The 13,133-nt window shown below is 72.0% G+C and carries 13 protein-coding genes and 1 tRNA gene; 8 read left to right on the plus strand and 6 right to left on the minus strand.

Features of this window, described 5'->3' with window-relative positions; all coding sequences use genetic code 11:
* The first annotated feature begins 37 nt into the window (after positions 1–37).
* The 3 genes from CP976_RS21530 to CP976_RS21540 all read left to right on the plus strand — a co-directional run bounded on the left by CP976_RS21530 (position 38) and on the right by CP976_RS21540 (position 1,596).
* The gene (locus CP976_RS21530) at positions 38–505 is read left to right on the plus strand and encodes a hypothetical protein (protein WP_229875471.1); all 468 of its coding nucleotides are present in this window, start codon (positions 38–40) and stop codon (positions 503–505) included.
* A gap of 95 nt (positions 506–600) precedes the next feature.
* Positions 601–825, plus strand: a complete 225-nt coding sequence (locus tag CP976_RS21535) for a ferredoxin (protein WP_150481845.1) — start codon at positions 601–603, stop codon at positions 823–825.
* 9 nt (positions 826–834) lie between these two features.
* Positions 835–1,596: a PIG-L deacetylase family protein gene (locus CP976_RS21540; RefSeq protein WP_150481846.1), complete on the plus strand. Its 762-nt coding sequence runs from the start codon at positions 835–837 to the stop codon at positions 1,594–1,596.
* Positions 1,597–1,637: 41 nt separating this feature from the next.
* On the opposite strand, the gene CP976_RS21545 is transcribed toward CP976_RS21540, so the two are convergent.
* The 4 genes from CP976_RS21545 to CP976_RS21560 all read right to left on the minus strand — a co-directional run bounded on the left by CP976_RS21545 (position 1,638) and on the right by CP976_RS21560 (position 4,808).
* Positions 1,638–2,390, minus strand: coding sequence for a glycosyltransferase family 2 protein (locus CP976_RS21545; RefSeq protein WP_150481847.1), 753 nt, complete (start codon positions 2,388–2,390; stop codon positions 1,638–1,640).
* Between the two features lie 97 nt (positions 2,391–2,487).
* Entirely contained in the window at positions 2,488–3,108 is a 621-nt protein-coding gene (locus tag CP976_RS21550; protein WP_150481848.1) for a DsbA family protein, read from the minus strand.
* 92 nt (positions 3,109–3,200) lie between these two features.
* Positions 3,201–3,287 (minus strand) — tRNA-Ser (locus CP976_RS21555).
* A 63-nt stretch (positions 3,288–3,350) separates the two neighbouring features.
* On the minus strand, positions 3,351–4,808 hold the full coding sequence (locus tag CP976_RS21560) for a S1C family serine protease (RefSeq protein ID WP_150481849.1): 1,458 nt from the start codon (positions 4,806–4,808) through the stop codon (positions 3,351–3,353).
* A gap of 286 nt (positions 4,809–5,094) precedes the next feature.
* Here CP976_RS21560 and CP976_RS21570 point away from each other — a divergent pair, with 286 nt between their 5' ends.
* The 3 genes from CP976_RS21570 (at position 5,095) to CP976_RS21580 (ending at position 7,851) form a co-directional block, all read left to right on the plus strand.
* The gene (locus tag CP976_RS21570; RefSeq protein WP_150481850.1) at positions 5,095–5,922 is read left to right on the plus strand and encodes a glycerophosphodiester phosphodiesterase; all 828 of its coding nucleotides are present in this window, start codon (positions 5,095–5,097) and stop codon (positions 5,920–5,922) included.
* 167 nt (positions 5,923–6,089) lie between these two features.
* Positions 6,090–6,728 (plus strand): ATP-binding protein, encoded by a 639-nt coding sequence (locus tag CP976_RS21575; protein ID WP_150481851.1) that lies wholly within the window; start codon positions 6,090–6,092, stop codon positions 6,726–6,728.
* A 157-nt stretch (positions 6,729–6,885) separates the two neighbouring features.
* Complete coding sequence (locus CP976_RS21580) at positions 6,886–7,851, plus strand: DUF5926 family protein (protein ID WP_150481852.1); 966 nt, start codon at positions 6,886–6,888, stop codon at positions 7,849–7,851.
* A gap of 244 nt (positions 7,852–8,095) precedes the next feature.
* Here the strand turns inward: CP976_RS21580 and CP976_RS21585 are convergent, their stop codons facing one another.
* On the minus strand, positions 8,096–8,731 hold the full coding sequence (locus CP976_RS21585) for a hypothetical protein (RefSeq protein WP_167537383.1): 636 nt from the start codon (positions 8,729–8,731) through the stop codon (positions 8,096–8,098).
* A gap of 55 nt (positions 8,732–8,786) precedes the next feature.
* Positions 8,787–9,452 carry a bifunctional DNA primase/polymerase gene (locus tag CP976_RS21590; protein WP_150481853.1) on the minus strand — a complete coding sequence of 222 codons (666 nt, stop codon included), beginning with the start codon at positions 9,450–9,452 and terminating at the stop codon, positions 8,787–8,789.
* A 502-nt stretch (positions 9,453–9,954) separates the two neighbouring features.
* Here CP976_RS21590 and CP976_RS21595 point away from each other — a divergent pair.
* Both CP976_RS21595 and CP976_RS21600 read left to right on the plus strand, forming a co-directional pair.
* Positions 9,955–11,472 carry a PP2C family protein-serine/threonine phosphatase gene (locus CP976_RS21595; RefSeq protein WP_150481854.1) on the plus strand — a complete coding sequence of 506 codons (1,518 nt, stop codon included), beginning with the start codon at positions 9,955–9,957 and terminating at the stop codon, positions 11,470–11,472.
* A gap of 76 nt (positions 11,473–11,548) precedes the next feature.
* Entirely contained in the window at positions 11,549–13,015 is a 1,467-nt protein-coding gene (locus tag CP976_RS21600) for an aminopeptidase P family protein (RefSeq protein WP_150481855.1), read from the plus strand.
* Positions 13,016–13,133 lie beyond the last annotated feature (118 nt).

The following is a 13,133-nucleotide window of genomic DNA, read 5'->3' on the forward strand; positions in this document are numbered from 1 at the left end:
CGTACCGCTTCCGGAGCGACGTACAGGGGTGAGCACAGTGGAGACACGTCCCGAGAGCCCGCGACCGCAGGGCGCCCCGCGCTGGGTGGCGATGTACTACCAGCCGGCCGCGCAGACCTGGCGGACGGCCGCGGAGTCGCCCCACCGCTCGCCCGTGCTGCACGCCCTCGGCGAGATGACACAGACACTGCGGGCACGCGGACACGAGGTGACCTTCGCCCTGTGGGGGCCGAAGGACGGCGACTGGCACCGTTTCGACCCGCCCCTGAAGCCGGGCCCGGCAGCGTCCCGGCCGGACCCGGAAGCCTCCGCCTCCGAACCGGCCCCGCTGGCGGAACGCATGACCGGCCGCCGCCACCAGGTCCTCATGTCCGGCCTGAGCAAGGCGGGCCTCTACGACCTCTCTCCCGAGGACGACGCGACCGTCCAGGCCCTCGTCGAACGCCTCGACGAGGCCGCCGTACGCCGGGTCGCCCACTGGCTCGCGACGGCCGGAGCACGCTAGACGGCCGGTTCAGCCGGTCTGCCGCTGGGCAGTCAACACCTGAGGTCCCGCCGGCTTCCGGCATCCGCCGGTGGGGGACAAGGGGGATGAAGGGGATGAAGGTGGTCTCTGTCGACCGCGAGCTCTGCTACGGCTCCGCCGAGTGCGTCCACAGGGCCCCGGCGGTCTTCGAGTTCGTCGACGGGTTCGGCGCCGTCCGCCCGGGCCACGAACGGACGGGTGACGCCCCGGAGATCCTGGAGGCGGCGGAGAAGTGCCCCAGCCAGGCCATCAGCATCACGGACGCGGCGGGCGCGGCCTCCGCACCGGACCGCCCGTAGCGAGGACCGGTGCCGGTACCGAGCCTCCTCGCGGTCTTCGCCCACCCCGACGACGAGTCCCTGACGGCGGGCGGCACCCTCGCCCGGCACGCGGCGGCGGGGTCCCGCACTGCGGTCGTCACGGCCACCTGGGCGGCGGACACCGCGCGCGCCGCGGAACTGGCCGAAGCGCTCCGCATCCTCGACGCCGGCAAGCCACGTCTGCTGGGCTACGCCGACTCCCGCGTCCCGCGGTCGGCCCCGGGCAGACCACGCCTGTGCGACGCCCCGCTCGACGAGGCGGTGGGCGGCCTGGTCGCGCACATCCGGGAGTTCCGCCCGGAGATCGTCGTCACCCACGACGCCTACGGCGGCCTGACCGGTCACGAGGACCATGTGCACACCCACCGCGTGACCCTGTCGGCGGTCCACGCCGCCGGCCTCGAACGCCTCTACCCGGACGCCGGTGAAGCCTGGCAGCCGAGCGCCCTGTATCTGTCCACGCACCCGCACTCCGCCGTCCGGGCGTGGGGCGGACATCTGGCCCCCACGGGCAAGACGCTGCGCACGGTCCCGGACGACCGGGTCACGACGACCGTCGACGTGACCCCCTGGCTGGACCGGAAGATCGCCGCCGTGCTGGCACACCGCACGGAGGTGGCCCGGGGAGCCGCCCCGGGCCTGATCGCCGCACTGCCGGGGCCCGAGCGGGAGCGGTTGCTCGGTACCGAGTGGTACATCCGCCACGAGCTCGTCGCGACGGCGGGGGCGGGGACGGACCTCCTGCCGTAGCCGGTGACCAACTCAAGCCGGAGGGAGGTGACCTGCCGAGGTCAGTGCCCCACCGGAAACGGCCACCGAAGGCCCGCCAGAGCCCGGGCCCTGGCCTCCACGACCGCCATCCGGGCAGCGCGCTCGGCCCGGTCCACATGGGCCTTCTGCCCGGTCACCTGCCCCTCCCACTTCCGGTACAGCAGCCCCACCTCCCCCGAGAACCACCCCCGGCTCACGGCGTTCAGTGCGAGCAGGAGCCCCGTGTCCTCCGACGCGGGCAGCGCCATCCAGCCGCCCAGGGCGAGCAGCAACTCCCGCCGTACGAACAGCGACGCCGGATGGACCGGGGCGAGGAAGCCGTTGGCCTTCCAGTGCTCGAGCACGGTCCCGCGCTCGATCGGCCCCTGGTCAGGGTCGCCCGGAAACCCGACGGTCGACCCGTCGGGCATGAGGTCCAGCGCCCGCGACGTCGCCCACCCCAGACTCCGGTCGGCCTCCAGCGCCGCCAGGTCCCGCGCGAGCGTGCCCGGCGGCAACCGGTCGTCGGCGTCCAGGACCTTCACGTACGCGCCCTCGGCATGCGCCAGCGCGACGGTCCGGGCCACTCCGGGCCCCCCGGCCCGGCCCTGCCGGAACGTCACCCGCTCGTCGTCGGGCACGTACGGCCGTACGTCCGCGCCCTCCCCGTCCTCCTGGATCACCCAGTGCCACTCCCAGCCCTCCGGCAGTCCCTGCTCGCAGAGGGAGGCGTAGGCCTCCGGCAGAAACCGGGCCGACGGGCCGTGCACAGCGGTGACGACGACGATGCGCACCCGAAACCCCCCGCGACCTGCACAGATGTCCGTATTACGGGGCGATCCTAGCCCCGTGGCTCTCCTCCGCCCCACGGCACCTGCCCGAGATCCCGCGTCAGCCGCCCATGCCGAACCGGGGTTCCTCGGTCCGAGTGCGCTTGACCTCGAAGAAGCCCGGAACACCGGCCAGCATCAGAAAACCGTCCCACAACCGCCCGGCGGCCTCCCCGGTGGGAGCGGGGGAGACGACCGGGCCGAAGAAACCGACGCGTTCGCCGCCGGGCCCGGCGACGGACAGCACCGGGGTACCGATGTCGCCACCCGCCAGGGCGACGGCCCGAGCGTGCGAGGACCGGATCGTCTCGTCGTAGGCGGTGGACTCGGCGGCCTCCGCGATCGCCTCCGGCAACCCGGCATCCGCCAGCGCCGCCGCGAGGTTCCCCCAGTCACCGCGCAGGTGGAAGCGGGTGCCCATCGCCGTGAAGAGATCACCGAGCGCCTGCTGACCGAACCGCTCCTCCACCGCCGCGCACACGCGCACCGGCGCCCACATGTACTCCTCCCACTCACCCTCGGGATGGTCGTCCCGGTGCTCGTTGAGCACCGAGAGGCTCATCACCCGCCAGCGGACGGTCACCGGCCGCACCTTGGTGACCTCGACCATCCATCGCGAGCTGATCCACGTGTACGGGCAGACAGGGTCGAACCAGAAGTCGACAGTGCGCTGTTCGGTCATCTCATCGCTCCACGGTCCCGATCGACACACGCGGAAGGGGTGCCGCTCCGGAGAGTGGCACCCCTTCTGATCTGCAACATCTATGACCTGCGCGGAGGCGGTGGGATTTGAACCCACGGTGACATCGCTGCCACGACGGTTTTCAAGACCGTTCCCTTCGGCCGCTCGGGCACGCCTCCCCGCGCCGGCCGTGATCGGCGGCGCGGGGACAAGGGTAACGGGTCCGTGCGGGCGGGTGGGGCTCAGTTGTCGCCGACGCGGGAGCCCAGGGTGAGGTCGACGGTGTGCTCCTTGCCGCCGCGCTCGTAGGTGATCGTGACCTTGTCACCGGGCTTGTGGGTCCAGATCTCGCCGATCAGGGTGGGGCCGGAGTCGATCACCCGGTCGTCGAGCTTGGTGATGACGTCGCCGGGCTTGAGGCCGGCCTTGGCGGCCGGGCCGCCCGGCTCGACCGGTGTCGCGCCCTGGTCGGTGATCTGCGCGCCGTTCGAGCTGTCGTCCAGCGAGACGGACGCGCCGATCTTCGCGTACACCGGCTTGCCGGTCTTGATCAGCTCCTGGGCGACGTACTCGGCCTGGTTGATCGGGATGGCGAAGCCCAGGCCGATGGAGCCGGACTGGCCGGTGCCGAAGCCGCCGTTGCCGGTGGACTGGATCGCGGAGTTGATGCCGATGACGTTGCCCTGCGCGTCCAGCAGCGGTCCGCCGGAGTTGCCCGGGTTGATCGAGGCGTCGGTCTGGAGGGCGCTCATGTACGACGCCTGGCTGCCGGTTCCGTCGCTGGAGGCGACCGGGCGGTTCTTGGCGCTGATGATGCCCGTGGTCACCGTGTCGGACAGGCCGAAGGGGGCGCCGATCGCGATGGTCGCGTCACCGACGGCCACCTTGTCCGAGTCGCCGAGGGTGAGTGGCTTCAGGTCGCCCGGGGCGTTCTTGAGCTTGATGACCGCCACGTCGTAGCCCTGCGCGTGCCCGACCACCTCGGCGTCGTACTTCTTGCCGCTCGGGAACGTCGCGGTGAGCTTGCCGCCGTCCACCGCGCCGGCCACGACGTGGTTGTTGGTGACGATGTGGCCCTGCTTGTCGAAGACGAAGCCGGTGCCGGTGCCGCCCTCGCCGCTGTTGCTCTCGGCCTCGATCGTGACCGTGCTCGGCAGCGCCTTGGCGGCCGTGCCCGCGACCGTGCCCGGGTCGCGCTTGACGTCGCCGCCGCTGGTGGAGGCGGAGACCGTCGTCGAGCCGGTGTTCTCGTCGTTGTTCTTCGCCAGCGTGTAGCCGAGACCGCCGCCCAGGCCGCCCGCCGCCAGCGCGGCCGCCAGGATCGCGGCGACCAGACCACCGCGGCCACGGCCGGACTTCGGCGCCGGCTGCTGGTACGAGGAACCCCAGCCGTCGGAACCGGAACCGGAACCGCCGTCGCCGTACGGCGGGGAGGCCGGCGGCGGGGGCGGCGGCCAGGAGGGGTCGGGGGCGGAGGAGGAGACGCCGTGATGCGCGGCGTCGCCGGAAGCGCCCTGGCCGTGGGCGGACTGGCCCTCGGCGTCCTGTCCGTACGGTCCCGGTCCCTGAGGTGCGTGCCCCTGGGGCGCCTGTCCCTGCGGCGGCTGTCCCTGGGGGGCCGGAGCAGCGGGAGCGTCCACCGGCACGGGGGGTGCGGACGGGGCGGGGGGTACCGCGGTGCCCTCGTTCTCGGTGCTCACAGCTTCTCTCCTCGATCCACGGCTGTCTTCTGGGTCGCACTCGGTCACGCTTTTTCACGCCGGCGACGGTCCTGCGCGATACAGCTGTGCTTGTCCCTTTGTATGCCGTCAGCTTTTCCCACTGGCCGTCAGAGCACCATAAGCGGTGGCTGTGGGTCCGGGGCCATTCTTTATATAGGTCATTACTGACGAAAAGGATGCAATTCCAGTGCCTCCGTCCGGACCTGCCCATCCGTCGAGTCCGTCCGACCGGACGCGTACCCGCGCGCGGTGGCACCATGACGCGGTGACCCACGCACGGCAGCATGTGATTCAAGTCGTCGCCCACCGCGGTGCCTCCGAGGACGCCCCGGAACACACCCTGGCCGCGTACACCAAGGCGATCGAGGACGGCGCGGACGCCCTCGAGTGCGATGTGCGCCTCACCGCCGACGGCCACCTGGTGTGCGTCCACGACCGCCGGATCAACCGTACGTCCAACGGCCGCGGCGCGGTCTCCGCCCTGGAGCTCGCCGACCTCGCCGCCTTGGACTTCGGCTCCTGGAAGACGGGCGAGGCCTACAAGGGGCGTGACGAGGACCCCGACTGGGAGCACCGCCCGGAGGACCGCGAGGCGACGTCCGTCCTGACCCTGGAGCGGCTGCTCGGACTCGTCTCCGACGCCGGGCGCCGGGTGGAACTGGCCATCGAGACGAAACACCCCACGCGCTGGGCGGGGCAGGTCGAGGAGCGGCTGCTGGTCCTGCTGAAGCGGTTCGGCCTCGACGCCCCGGCCACCGCCGGGGAGTCCCAGGTGCGGGTCATGAGCTTCTCGGCCCGCTCACTGCACCGCGTGCGGGCCGCCTCGCCGACACTGCCGACGGTCCACCTGACGCAGTTCGTCTCGCCCCGGCTGCGCGACGGACGCCTGCCCCCGGGCGTGCGGATCGCGGGCCCGTCCATCCGGATCGTGCGCAACCACCCCCTCTACGTGGAGCGCCTGAAGCAAGCAGGCCACCAGGTGCACGTGTGGACCGTCAACGAGCCCGAGGACGTGGATCTCTGCGTCGGCCTCGGTGTCGACGCCATCATCACCAACCGCCCGCGCGCGGTGCTCGACCAGCTCGGCCGCTGAAGGTGGCGAGCCACCGCCAACCACACCAATCCCACCAGACCCATGCACACCTCTTGACCCCACCCGGCGACGGGCGGGATCCTCGCGTCTCGGCCACGCCGACGAAATCCAGCCACACGATTACAGGGAGTGCTCCGGCGCGTTCGGTCCGTATTCGATCGTGGTGAATGCGTCACAGGACGTGGATTGGCCGGTTTCCGGTACAGGCCAATGGGGCATCCACACCGTGGCGTGGGGCGAAGGAGGTCTCGGGGGTGGCGTTGGTGGTGGCACAGGACGTGCCCACGTCGTCGAGCATGGCCGTACCCCATGGCCCTGCGGGCGTGGGGGAAGCGAGACACCGGATGCGCGCGCAGTTGCGCAGAGGTGGCGTAGCGGAATCGGTCATCGACGACGCCGTACTGATCCTTTCCGAACTTTTGAGCAACGCGTGCAAGCACGGCAGGCCCCTGGGCGACGCGTTCTCCGGCGACGGTGACGTCCGTGCCGCGTGGCGCGTGGATCCGTCCGGCCGGCTCATCGTCGAGGTCACGGACGGCGGCGGCCCGACCCGCCCCGCCCCGGCGACCCCGTCGGTCACGGCGCACGGCGGCCGCGGGCTGAACATCATCACCGCGCTGGCCGACGACTGGGGCGTCCGGGACGACATCCGCGGCGAGGTCACCGTGTGGGTCGTCGTCCACGCCGACGTGTACGACCCGGACGCCGGCCACCGCCGCGACGACTTCGCGACACGCGTCACCGCTCCGGCGGTGTCCCAGATACCCGGGCTGGACTTCGCGGACGCCTTCGACGACATGGACTGACCCGGCGCCGGCCTGCCCCGTCGTCCACGGGGGGCCGGTTGTCCACCGGACCTGGGTGGTCCACAGGCCCCGTGTTGTCCACAGGATCCCGTCGCCCGGGGCGCGAACGGCTAGGCTCGCGACCGTACGAGACGAGCCGTAACCGGGAGACCCATCGATGGCCAAGAAGCGACCCCAGACGAAGGCCAAGCGCCCGCAGATCACGGACGGAGAGATCCCGGTCGTCGGCGCTCGTGAGCCCTGCCCCTGCGGCAGCGGCCGGCGCTACAAGGCCTGTCACGGCCGGGCCGCGGCCCACGCCGCGACCGAGCTGGTGCACCGCCCCTTCGAGGGCCTGCCCGGCGAGTGCGACTGGGTGGCCCTGCGCGAGCTGGTCCCGGCGGCCACGGCCGGGCTGAAGCTCAAGGACGGCCTCCCCGAAGGCGTCCCGGCGGTCACGCTGGCCACGGTCCTGCCCATGGCCTGGCCCGCCCTGCGCCGCGACGACGGCTCGGTCATGCTCGGCCTCCAGAACGACACCTCGTCGGGCGACATCAGCCGCGACCTCGCCGACATCCTCCAGCGCGCCCTGGAAGCCGAGCCCGGCACACCGGTACAGGGCCGCCGCGCCCCGGCCGACGGTCCGCGGCTCCAGGATCTGCTGGACCCGGAGGGTGCCTTCGAGCCGGAGGTGCACAGCGGCTTCGAGTTCTGGGTGCCCGACCCGGAGAACGCCACGCCGGAGGTCACCGCCTCCCTGGAGCGGGCCAACGCCGCGGCCATCCCGACCGTCAAGCTCCAGGGCGTGGACGCCGCCTACTGGTGCGAGACACCCGAGAAGAACCATTTGCGGTGGGTCATGCCCCACCCCGAGGAGCAGCTTCTGGACGCTCTCGCGCGGCTGCACGCCGCGGGCCGGTCGAGCCTGGGCGAGGGCACCCGCCTGGTGGGCTCCTTCCGCGCTCACGGGCTCACCGTGCCGGTCTGGGACCTGCCGAGCGGTGTCACGGCCGAGGACGTGGAGAAGCCTGCGGCGGAGTTCGCCGAGCGCCTCGCCACCGCCTTGACCACGGAAGCGCCGCTCACGGCGGACGAGCGCCGCGCGCGGGGCGGCCTCACCAACCGGCAGGTCACGCTCAGCTGACGGATCGTCAGATGGATCGGCGGGCCGCTCGACCGGCTGGTCGGTCCCTCGCACTCCGGACAGGTGCAATCCCTTCACAACTCCCTGCCGGGACAAGCCAGTCGGTGACCGGAAAGGGCGAGATCGAATTTGCGAACCGCCGATCTCTTGTTACCGTTCCTGTAGCCCGGTTGCTGGTGCATCCCCCGTCGCCAGCAACCGGGTCTTTCTCTGCGCGCGACCGTTCACGGAGCGCAGCGACTCGTCAACTGCCCGCGTGCGTGGGCGAGTTGCTCCCCGAGCGCAGCAGCAGCGGCCCCTGGCCGGCCCGCCGGGCGAACTCCGCGACCGCCGTGTACGCCGCCAGGTCCCCGCGCGCGGGTTCGCGGGGCGTCTCACACGTCCCCGGCTCGTCCTCGGCCCCCACCGCACAGGTGATGCGCACGGTCCGGTCGCCGGGCCCCATCAGGCTCAGTACGGCGTCCAGTGCCTCGCCGGTCGCATTCCGGTAGTAGGTCCGCGCCCAGATGTCCGCGGCCTGCGTCACGACGCAGGTCTGCGCCTCGATGCCGTCGGGGGAGGAGAGTTCGGGACCGCAGCGCGCGGCGGTCGACAGGCCCGGGCCGAACGCGGGGAGACCGGCCGCGGCGGAAGGCGCCTTGCCGTCCGCGGACGGCCGGGAGGGACGTGCGCCGCCCTGTCCGGAACCGGACACGGAACCGCCGCGTACGCCGGCACGGTCCGCCGAGCCCCCGGACTGCGTCGTGTCCCCCGCATCCGGGGACCCCGCGGACGGCACCGCCAGCGGCAGTGCGGCCGCGCACGCCGCCACGACGCCCGCGAGGGCGAGCAGCCGGACCTTTCGGGGGTCCCGGGGGCGACCCCGGGAATGACGTGGCATGGCCCCGGAACATAACGCGCCGGGGCGGAACCCGGGCTCGGCGCGCCCTACGGCCCTACAACTCGGGCGCGCTCACACCCGTACGAGTGAGGGCCTCGACCACGGCGTCCACCACGGCCTCCACATCGGGCACCCACGGCGACGCCGAGCCGGGCAGCGGCGCCCGCTCCCAGCGGATCTCGCCCTGGCCCGTCTCGGACGGCGGCAGCGCCAGGTAGCCGCCCTCGCCGTGAAAGCGGAGGGAGCCGGGCACGAAGTCCTTGGCGTAGAGCAGCTCGCCGAGCTGCTCCATGGAGTACGGCTTCACGAGGATCGCCCAGCGGGCGGGGGACGCGACGACCGGGCCGAGCCGCATGCCCATGCTGTCGAGCGCGTCGAGGGCGCGGGCCGCCGGCAGGGCGGGCAGGGAGACCGCGCAGGGCGCCTTGCCGCCGGTGGCCAGGACGATCGGCGCCGTGGGCCGGTTGCCCCACCACCAGCGCACCATGCGCCCGTCCGTGGTGGCCGCGAGCAGGCCGGGGTCGAAGGGGTGCGCGCCGGGAACCGTGCATTCGGGGTCCGGGCAGCCGCAGCGGTTCCGCCCCTCGGGGTCCGCCGCCACGCCCGGGAGTACGGGCCACTGCCATTCCGTCGCGTAGGTCAGGGCCGCGCCGATCAGCTCAGGCCTCCCGTCGCTGCGCTTGGACAGGAGCCTGCGTCGCCTTCCGAGGATCTCGCGCATGAGCGCTCGTTCCTTTCCGTTGCACGCCGGCAACACTGTGGTCCACATCACATCATGTGTCGATCACTTCACTGTGCGTACCTGTTGGCGCATCACACCCCTGCCGTGCGCAAGGGGAACCCCTATGGGTCGAGCATTGACTGCCTCCGCGGCCGTCCCGCCCATACTGCGTCTATCAAAAGCACGGGCGTGGCGTAGGGGTGGCGAAGTATGGCGTTTGCCGTCGCGCGTATTTCTCTCCGCCTCCGCCACGGGAGGATGGGGCACGGTCGTCGGTGACTAAGACGCCCGGGTCCGTCACCAGGTTCCGGGTAGTTCGCAACCACCCCTGGCCTTCACCGAGTACGTACCCATCGCGACCGTTGTGACGCTCCGTCGAGCAAGCCCAGTCGACCGCAATAAGCCGTCCCTTGCGGCAGTTTTAAGCCAACTTCGCATTTACGCAAGAGGAAGGAGACTTGTTCCCTCAGACCTCACAGACACCAGTAATCCCGGCAGGACAATGCTGGACATCTCCTTACGAGTGCGTGTACATGTGGAGACACTGCTAGCGGCGCAGAATGACATGGGGGTTTGCGATGCTTTTGAGCAGTACGCGCTGGTCGGAAAGCCGGACGCCATGAACGCCCCGCACCCTCCGAAAGTGGCTGGAATCGATTCAACGGTTCCGGCGCCCGCACACACTGTCCCGCCCGCCGCGGCGAGTGGTACCTCCTCGTCCGCCCCGGCGAACCCCCCGGCCCCACCGGGCGCGGTACTCCAGGACCGTCTCGCCGGCTGGGTCTCCGACCTCACCACCCTCCACGAGCTGACCGAACGCCTGAACCGCACCTCCGCGCTCGACGACGCGCTCCAGGAACTGCTGCGGGCCGGCGCCGCCCTGGTGGGCGCCCGCCGCGGACTCGTCGTCCTGGAACCCGGCGACGGCCTGGGCCCGGACACCACCGTCGGCCTGGGCCTGGCCCGCGCCGACCTCGGCCACATCGAGACCGTGCCCCGCAGCGCCCTGTCCTACGGACGGTTCCTCGACGGACCGCCCGGCGGCGAGAGCGGCATCGCCGAGCCCGACCTGTTCGCCGAGGAAGGGCTCGACCCCCGCCACCGCGAGGTCGCGGCCCGCCTCGGCTACGCCGCCAGCTACGCCCTCCCCCTGACCACCGAGTCCGTCGGCCGCCTCGGGGCCGTCGTCTGGCTCTACGACGAACCCGCCGAACCGAACGAGCGGCAGCGCCACCTCGTCGGCCTGTACGCCCGGTACGCCGCCGAACACCTCGCCCGGCTGCTCGAGCTGGAGCGCACGCGCGCGTCCATGGCGACCATGTCGGACGAGCTGCTGCCCGCGCGGCTGCCGCGGGTGGCCGGTGTCCAGCTCGCCGCCCGGCACCGCACCGGCCCGCGCGGCGGCGGAGACTGGTACGACGCGCTGCCGCTGCCCGACGCCGCCCTCGGCCTCGCGGTCGGCTCCGTCACCGGGGCGGGGCCCAGCGCGGTCGCCGCGATGGGGCGGCTGCGGGCGTCCCTGCGCGCGTACGCGGTGATGGAGGGGGAGGACCCGGTCGCCGTCCTGTCCGACCTGGAGTTGCTGCTGCGGCTGACCGAACCGGCCCGCTCGGCCACCGCCCTGTTCGGCTACTGCGAACCGGCCGCCCGCAAGATCACGCTGGCCGGTGCCGGGCACAGCCCGCCGCTGCTGATCGGACAGCACCGCACCGAGTTCGTGGAGACGTCGGTCTCCGCCCCGCTGGGCATGCTCGCCTGCTGGGAGGCGCCGAGCGTGGAGATCCTCGCCGAGCCCGGAGAGACGGTCCTGCTGTACACCGACGGGCTGCTGCACCGCACCGGCGAGACCACCGACCGTGCCTTCGCCCGGCTGCACGCGGCGGCGGCCGGAGCGCCCCGGGCACTGCGGCGCGACCCCGGCGCCCTCGCCGACCACGTCCTGCGGAGCCTGCTGCCGGACGGGCTGGACGCGGCCGACGGTGCGGAGGACGTCGTCCTGCTGGCGGCGCGCTTCGAGTAACGCTCCTCGTCATCGCCCTGAGGCCGCTTCCGCGCCGCCGTACAGTGGAGGGCGGTCCAGCGCCGTATCGAGGAGGATGACCGCCGTGGCAGAAGAGCCTTCGGACACCCCGGAGACTGCCGAAGAAGAGCCGATCAAGCAGCGGAAGAACGGACTGTACCCGGGCGTGTCCGACGAGCTTGCCGAGAACATGAAGAGCGGCTGGGCGGACACCGAGCTGCGTGACCTCCGGCCCGTCCCCCAGGCCGCCGAGACCGCCGCCCGCCGGGCCGCGCTGTCCGCGCGCTTCCCGGGCGAGCGGCTGGTGATCCCCGCGGGCAACCTGAAGACCCGCTCGAACGACACCGAGTACGCCTTCCGCGCTTCCGTCGAGTACGCCTACCTCACCGGCAACCAGACCGAGGACGGCGTCCTGGTCCTGGAGCCGAAGGGCGAGGGCCACGAGGCGACGATCTACCTCCTGCCGCGTTCGAACCGGGAGAACGGCGAGTTCTGGCTGGACGGCCAGGGCGAGCTGTGGGTCGGCCGCCGCCACTCCCTCACCGAGGCGGAGAAGCTGTACGGCATCCCCGCCTCCGACGTGCGCGAGCTGGCCGGGGCGCTGCGTGAGGCCACCGGCCCGGTGCGGGTGGTGCGCGGCTACGACGCCGGCATCGAGGCCGCGCTGACCGACAAGGTCACCGCCGAGCGCGACGAGGAGCTGCGGGTCTTCCTCTCCGAGGCGCGGCTGGTCAAGGACGAGTTCGAGATCGGCGAGCTCCAGAAGGCCGTCGACTCGACCGTGCGCGGCTTCGAGGACGTGGTGAAGGTCCTCGACAAGGCCGAGGCGACCTCCGAGCGGTACATCGAGGGCACGTTCTTCCTCCGCGCGCGGGTGGAGGGCAACGACGTCGGCTACGGCACGATCGCCGCGGCCGGGCCGCACGCCTGCACGCTGCACTGGGTGCGCAACGACGGGCCGGTGCGGTCGGGCGACCTGCTGCTGCTCGACGCGGGTGTGGAGACGCACACGTACTACACCGCCGACGTCACGCGGACGCTGCCGATCAACGGCCGGTTCAGCGAGATCCAGCGGAAGATCTACGACGCCGTGTACGAGGCCCAGGAGGCCGGGATCGCCGCGGTGCAGCCCGGGGCGAAGTACCGGGACTTCCACGACGCCGCGCAGCGGGTGCTGGCCGAGAAGCTGGTCGAGTGGGGGCTGGTCGAGGGGCCGGTGGAGCGGGTGCTGGAGCTGGGGCTTCAGCGGCGGTGGACGTTGCACGGGACCGGGCACATGCTCGGGATGGACGTGCACGACTGCGCTGCCGCGCGGACCGAGACGTATGTCGACGGTGTGCTGGAGCCGGGCATGTGCCTGACCGTCGAGCCGGGGCTGTACTTCCAGGCCGATGATCTGACGGTGCCGGAGGAGTACCGGGGTATCGGTGTGCGGATCGAGGACGACATCCTCGTGACGGAGGACGGCAACAGGAATCTGAGTGCGGCGTTGCCTCGTCGGGCGGACGAGGTCGAAGCCTGGATGGCCTCGGTCAAGGGCTGAGATTGGGCGCGGGTGCGTGGGAGCTGGTCGCGCAGCTCCCCGCACCCCTGTAGGGCGCGAAAAAACCGCAGGTCAACGGTAGTTGGCGTGTGAGATCATGGCCGACCTTGCCGGTCCG

The sequence above is a fragment of the Streptomyces coeruleorubidus genome, assembly GCF_008705135.1.
Taxonomy (GTDB): domain Bacteria; phylum Actinomycetota; class Actinomycetes; order Streptomycetales; family Streptomycetaceae; genus Streptomyces; species Streptomyces coeruleofuscus.

Bases quoted from the DNA above. Each gene is read 5' to 3' on its own strand.
- CP976_RS21590 (WP_150481853.1), bottom strand. From the start codon at position 9,452: ATGCGCGAGATCCTCGGAAGGCGACGCAGGCTCCTGTCCAAGCGCAGC.
- CP976_RS21600 (WP_150481855.1), top strand. From the start codon at position 11,549: ATGACCGCCGTGGCAGAAGAGCCTTCGGACACCCCGGAGACTGCCGAA.
- CP976_RS21535 (WP_150481845.1), top strand. From the start codon at position 601: ATGAAGGTGGTCTCTGTCGACCGCGAGCTCTGCTACGGCTCCGCCGAG.
- CP976_RS21580 (WP_150481852.1), top strand. From the start codon at position 6,886: ATGGCCAAGAAGCGACCCCAGACGAAGGCCAAGCGCCCGCAGATCACG.
- CP976_RS21595 (WP_150481854.1), top strand. From the start codon at position 9,955: ATGCTGGACATCTCCTTACGAGTGCGTGTACATGTGGAGACACTGCTA.
- CP976_RS21575 (WP_150481851.1), top strand. From the start codon at position 6,090: ATGCGTCACAGGACGTGGATTGGCCGGTTTCCGGTACAGGCCAATGGG.
- CP976_RS21585 (WP_167537383.1), bottom strand. From the start codon at position 8,731: ATGCCACGTCATTCCCGGGGTCGCCCCCGGGACCCCCGAAAGGTCCGG.
- CP976_RS21550 (WP_150481848.1), bottom strand. From the start codon at position 3,108: ATGACCGAACAGCGCACTGTCGACTTCTGGTTCGACCCTGTCTGCCCG.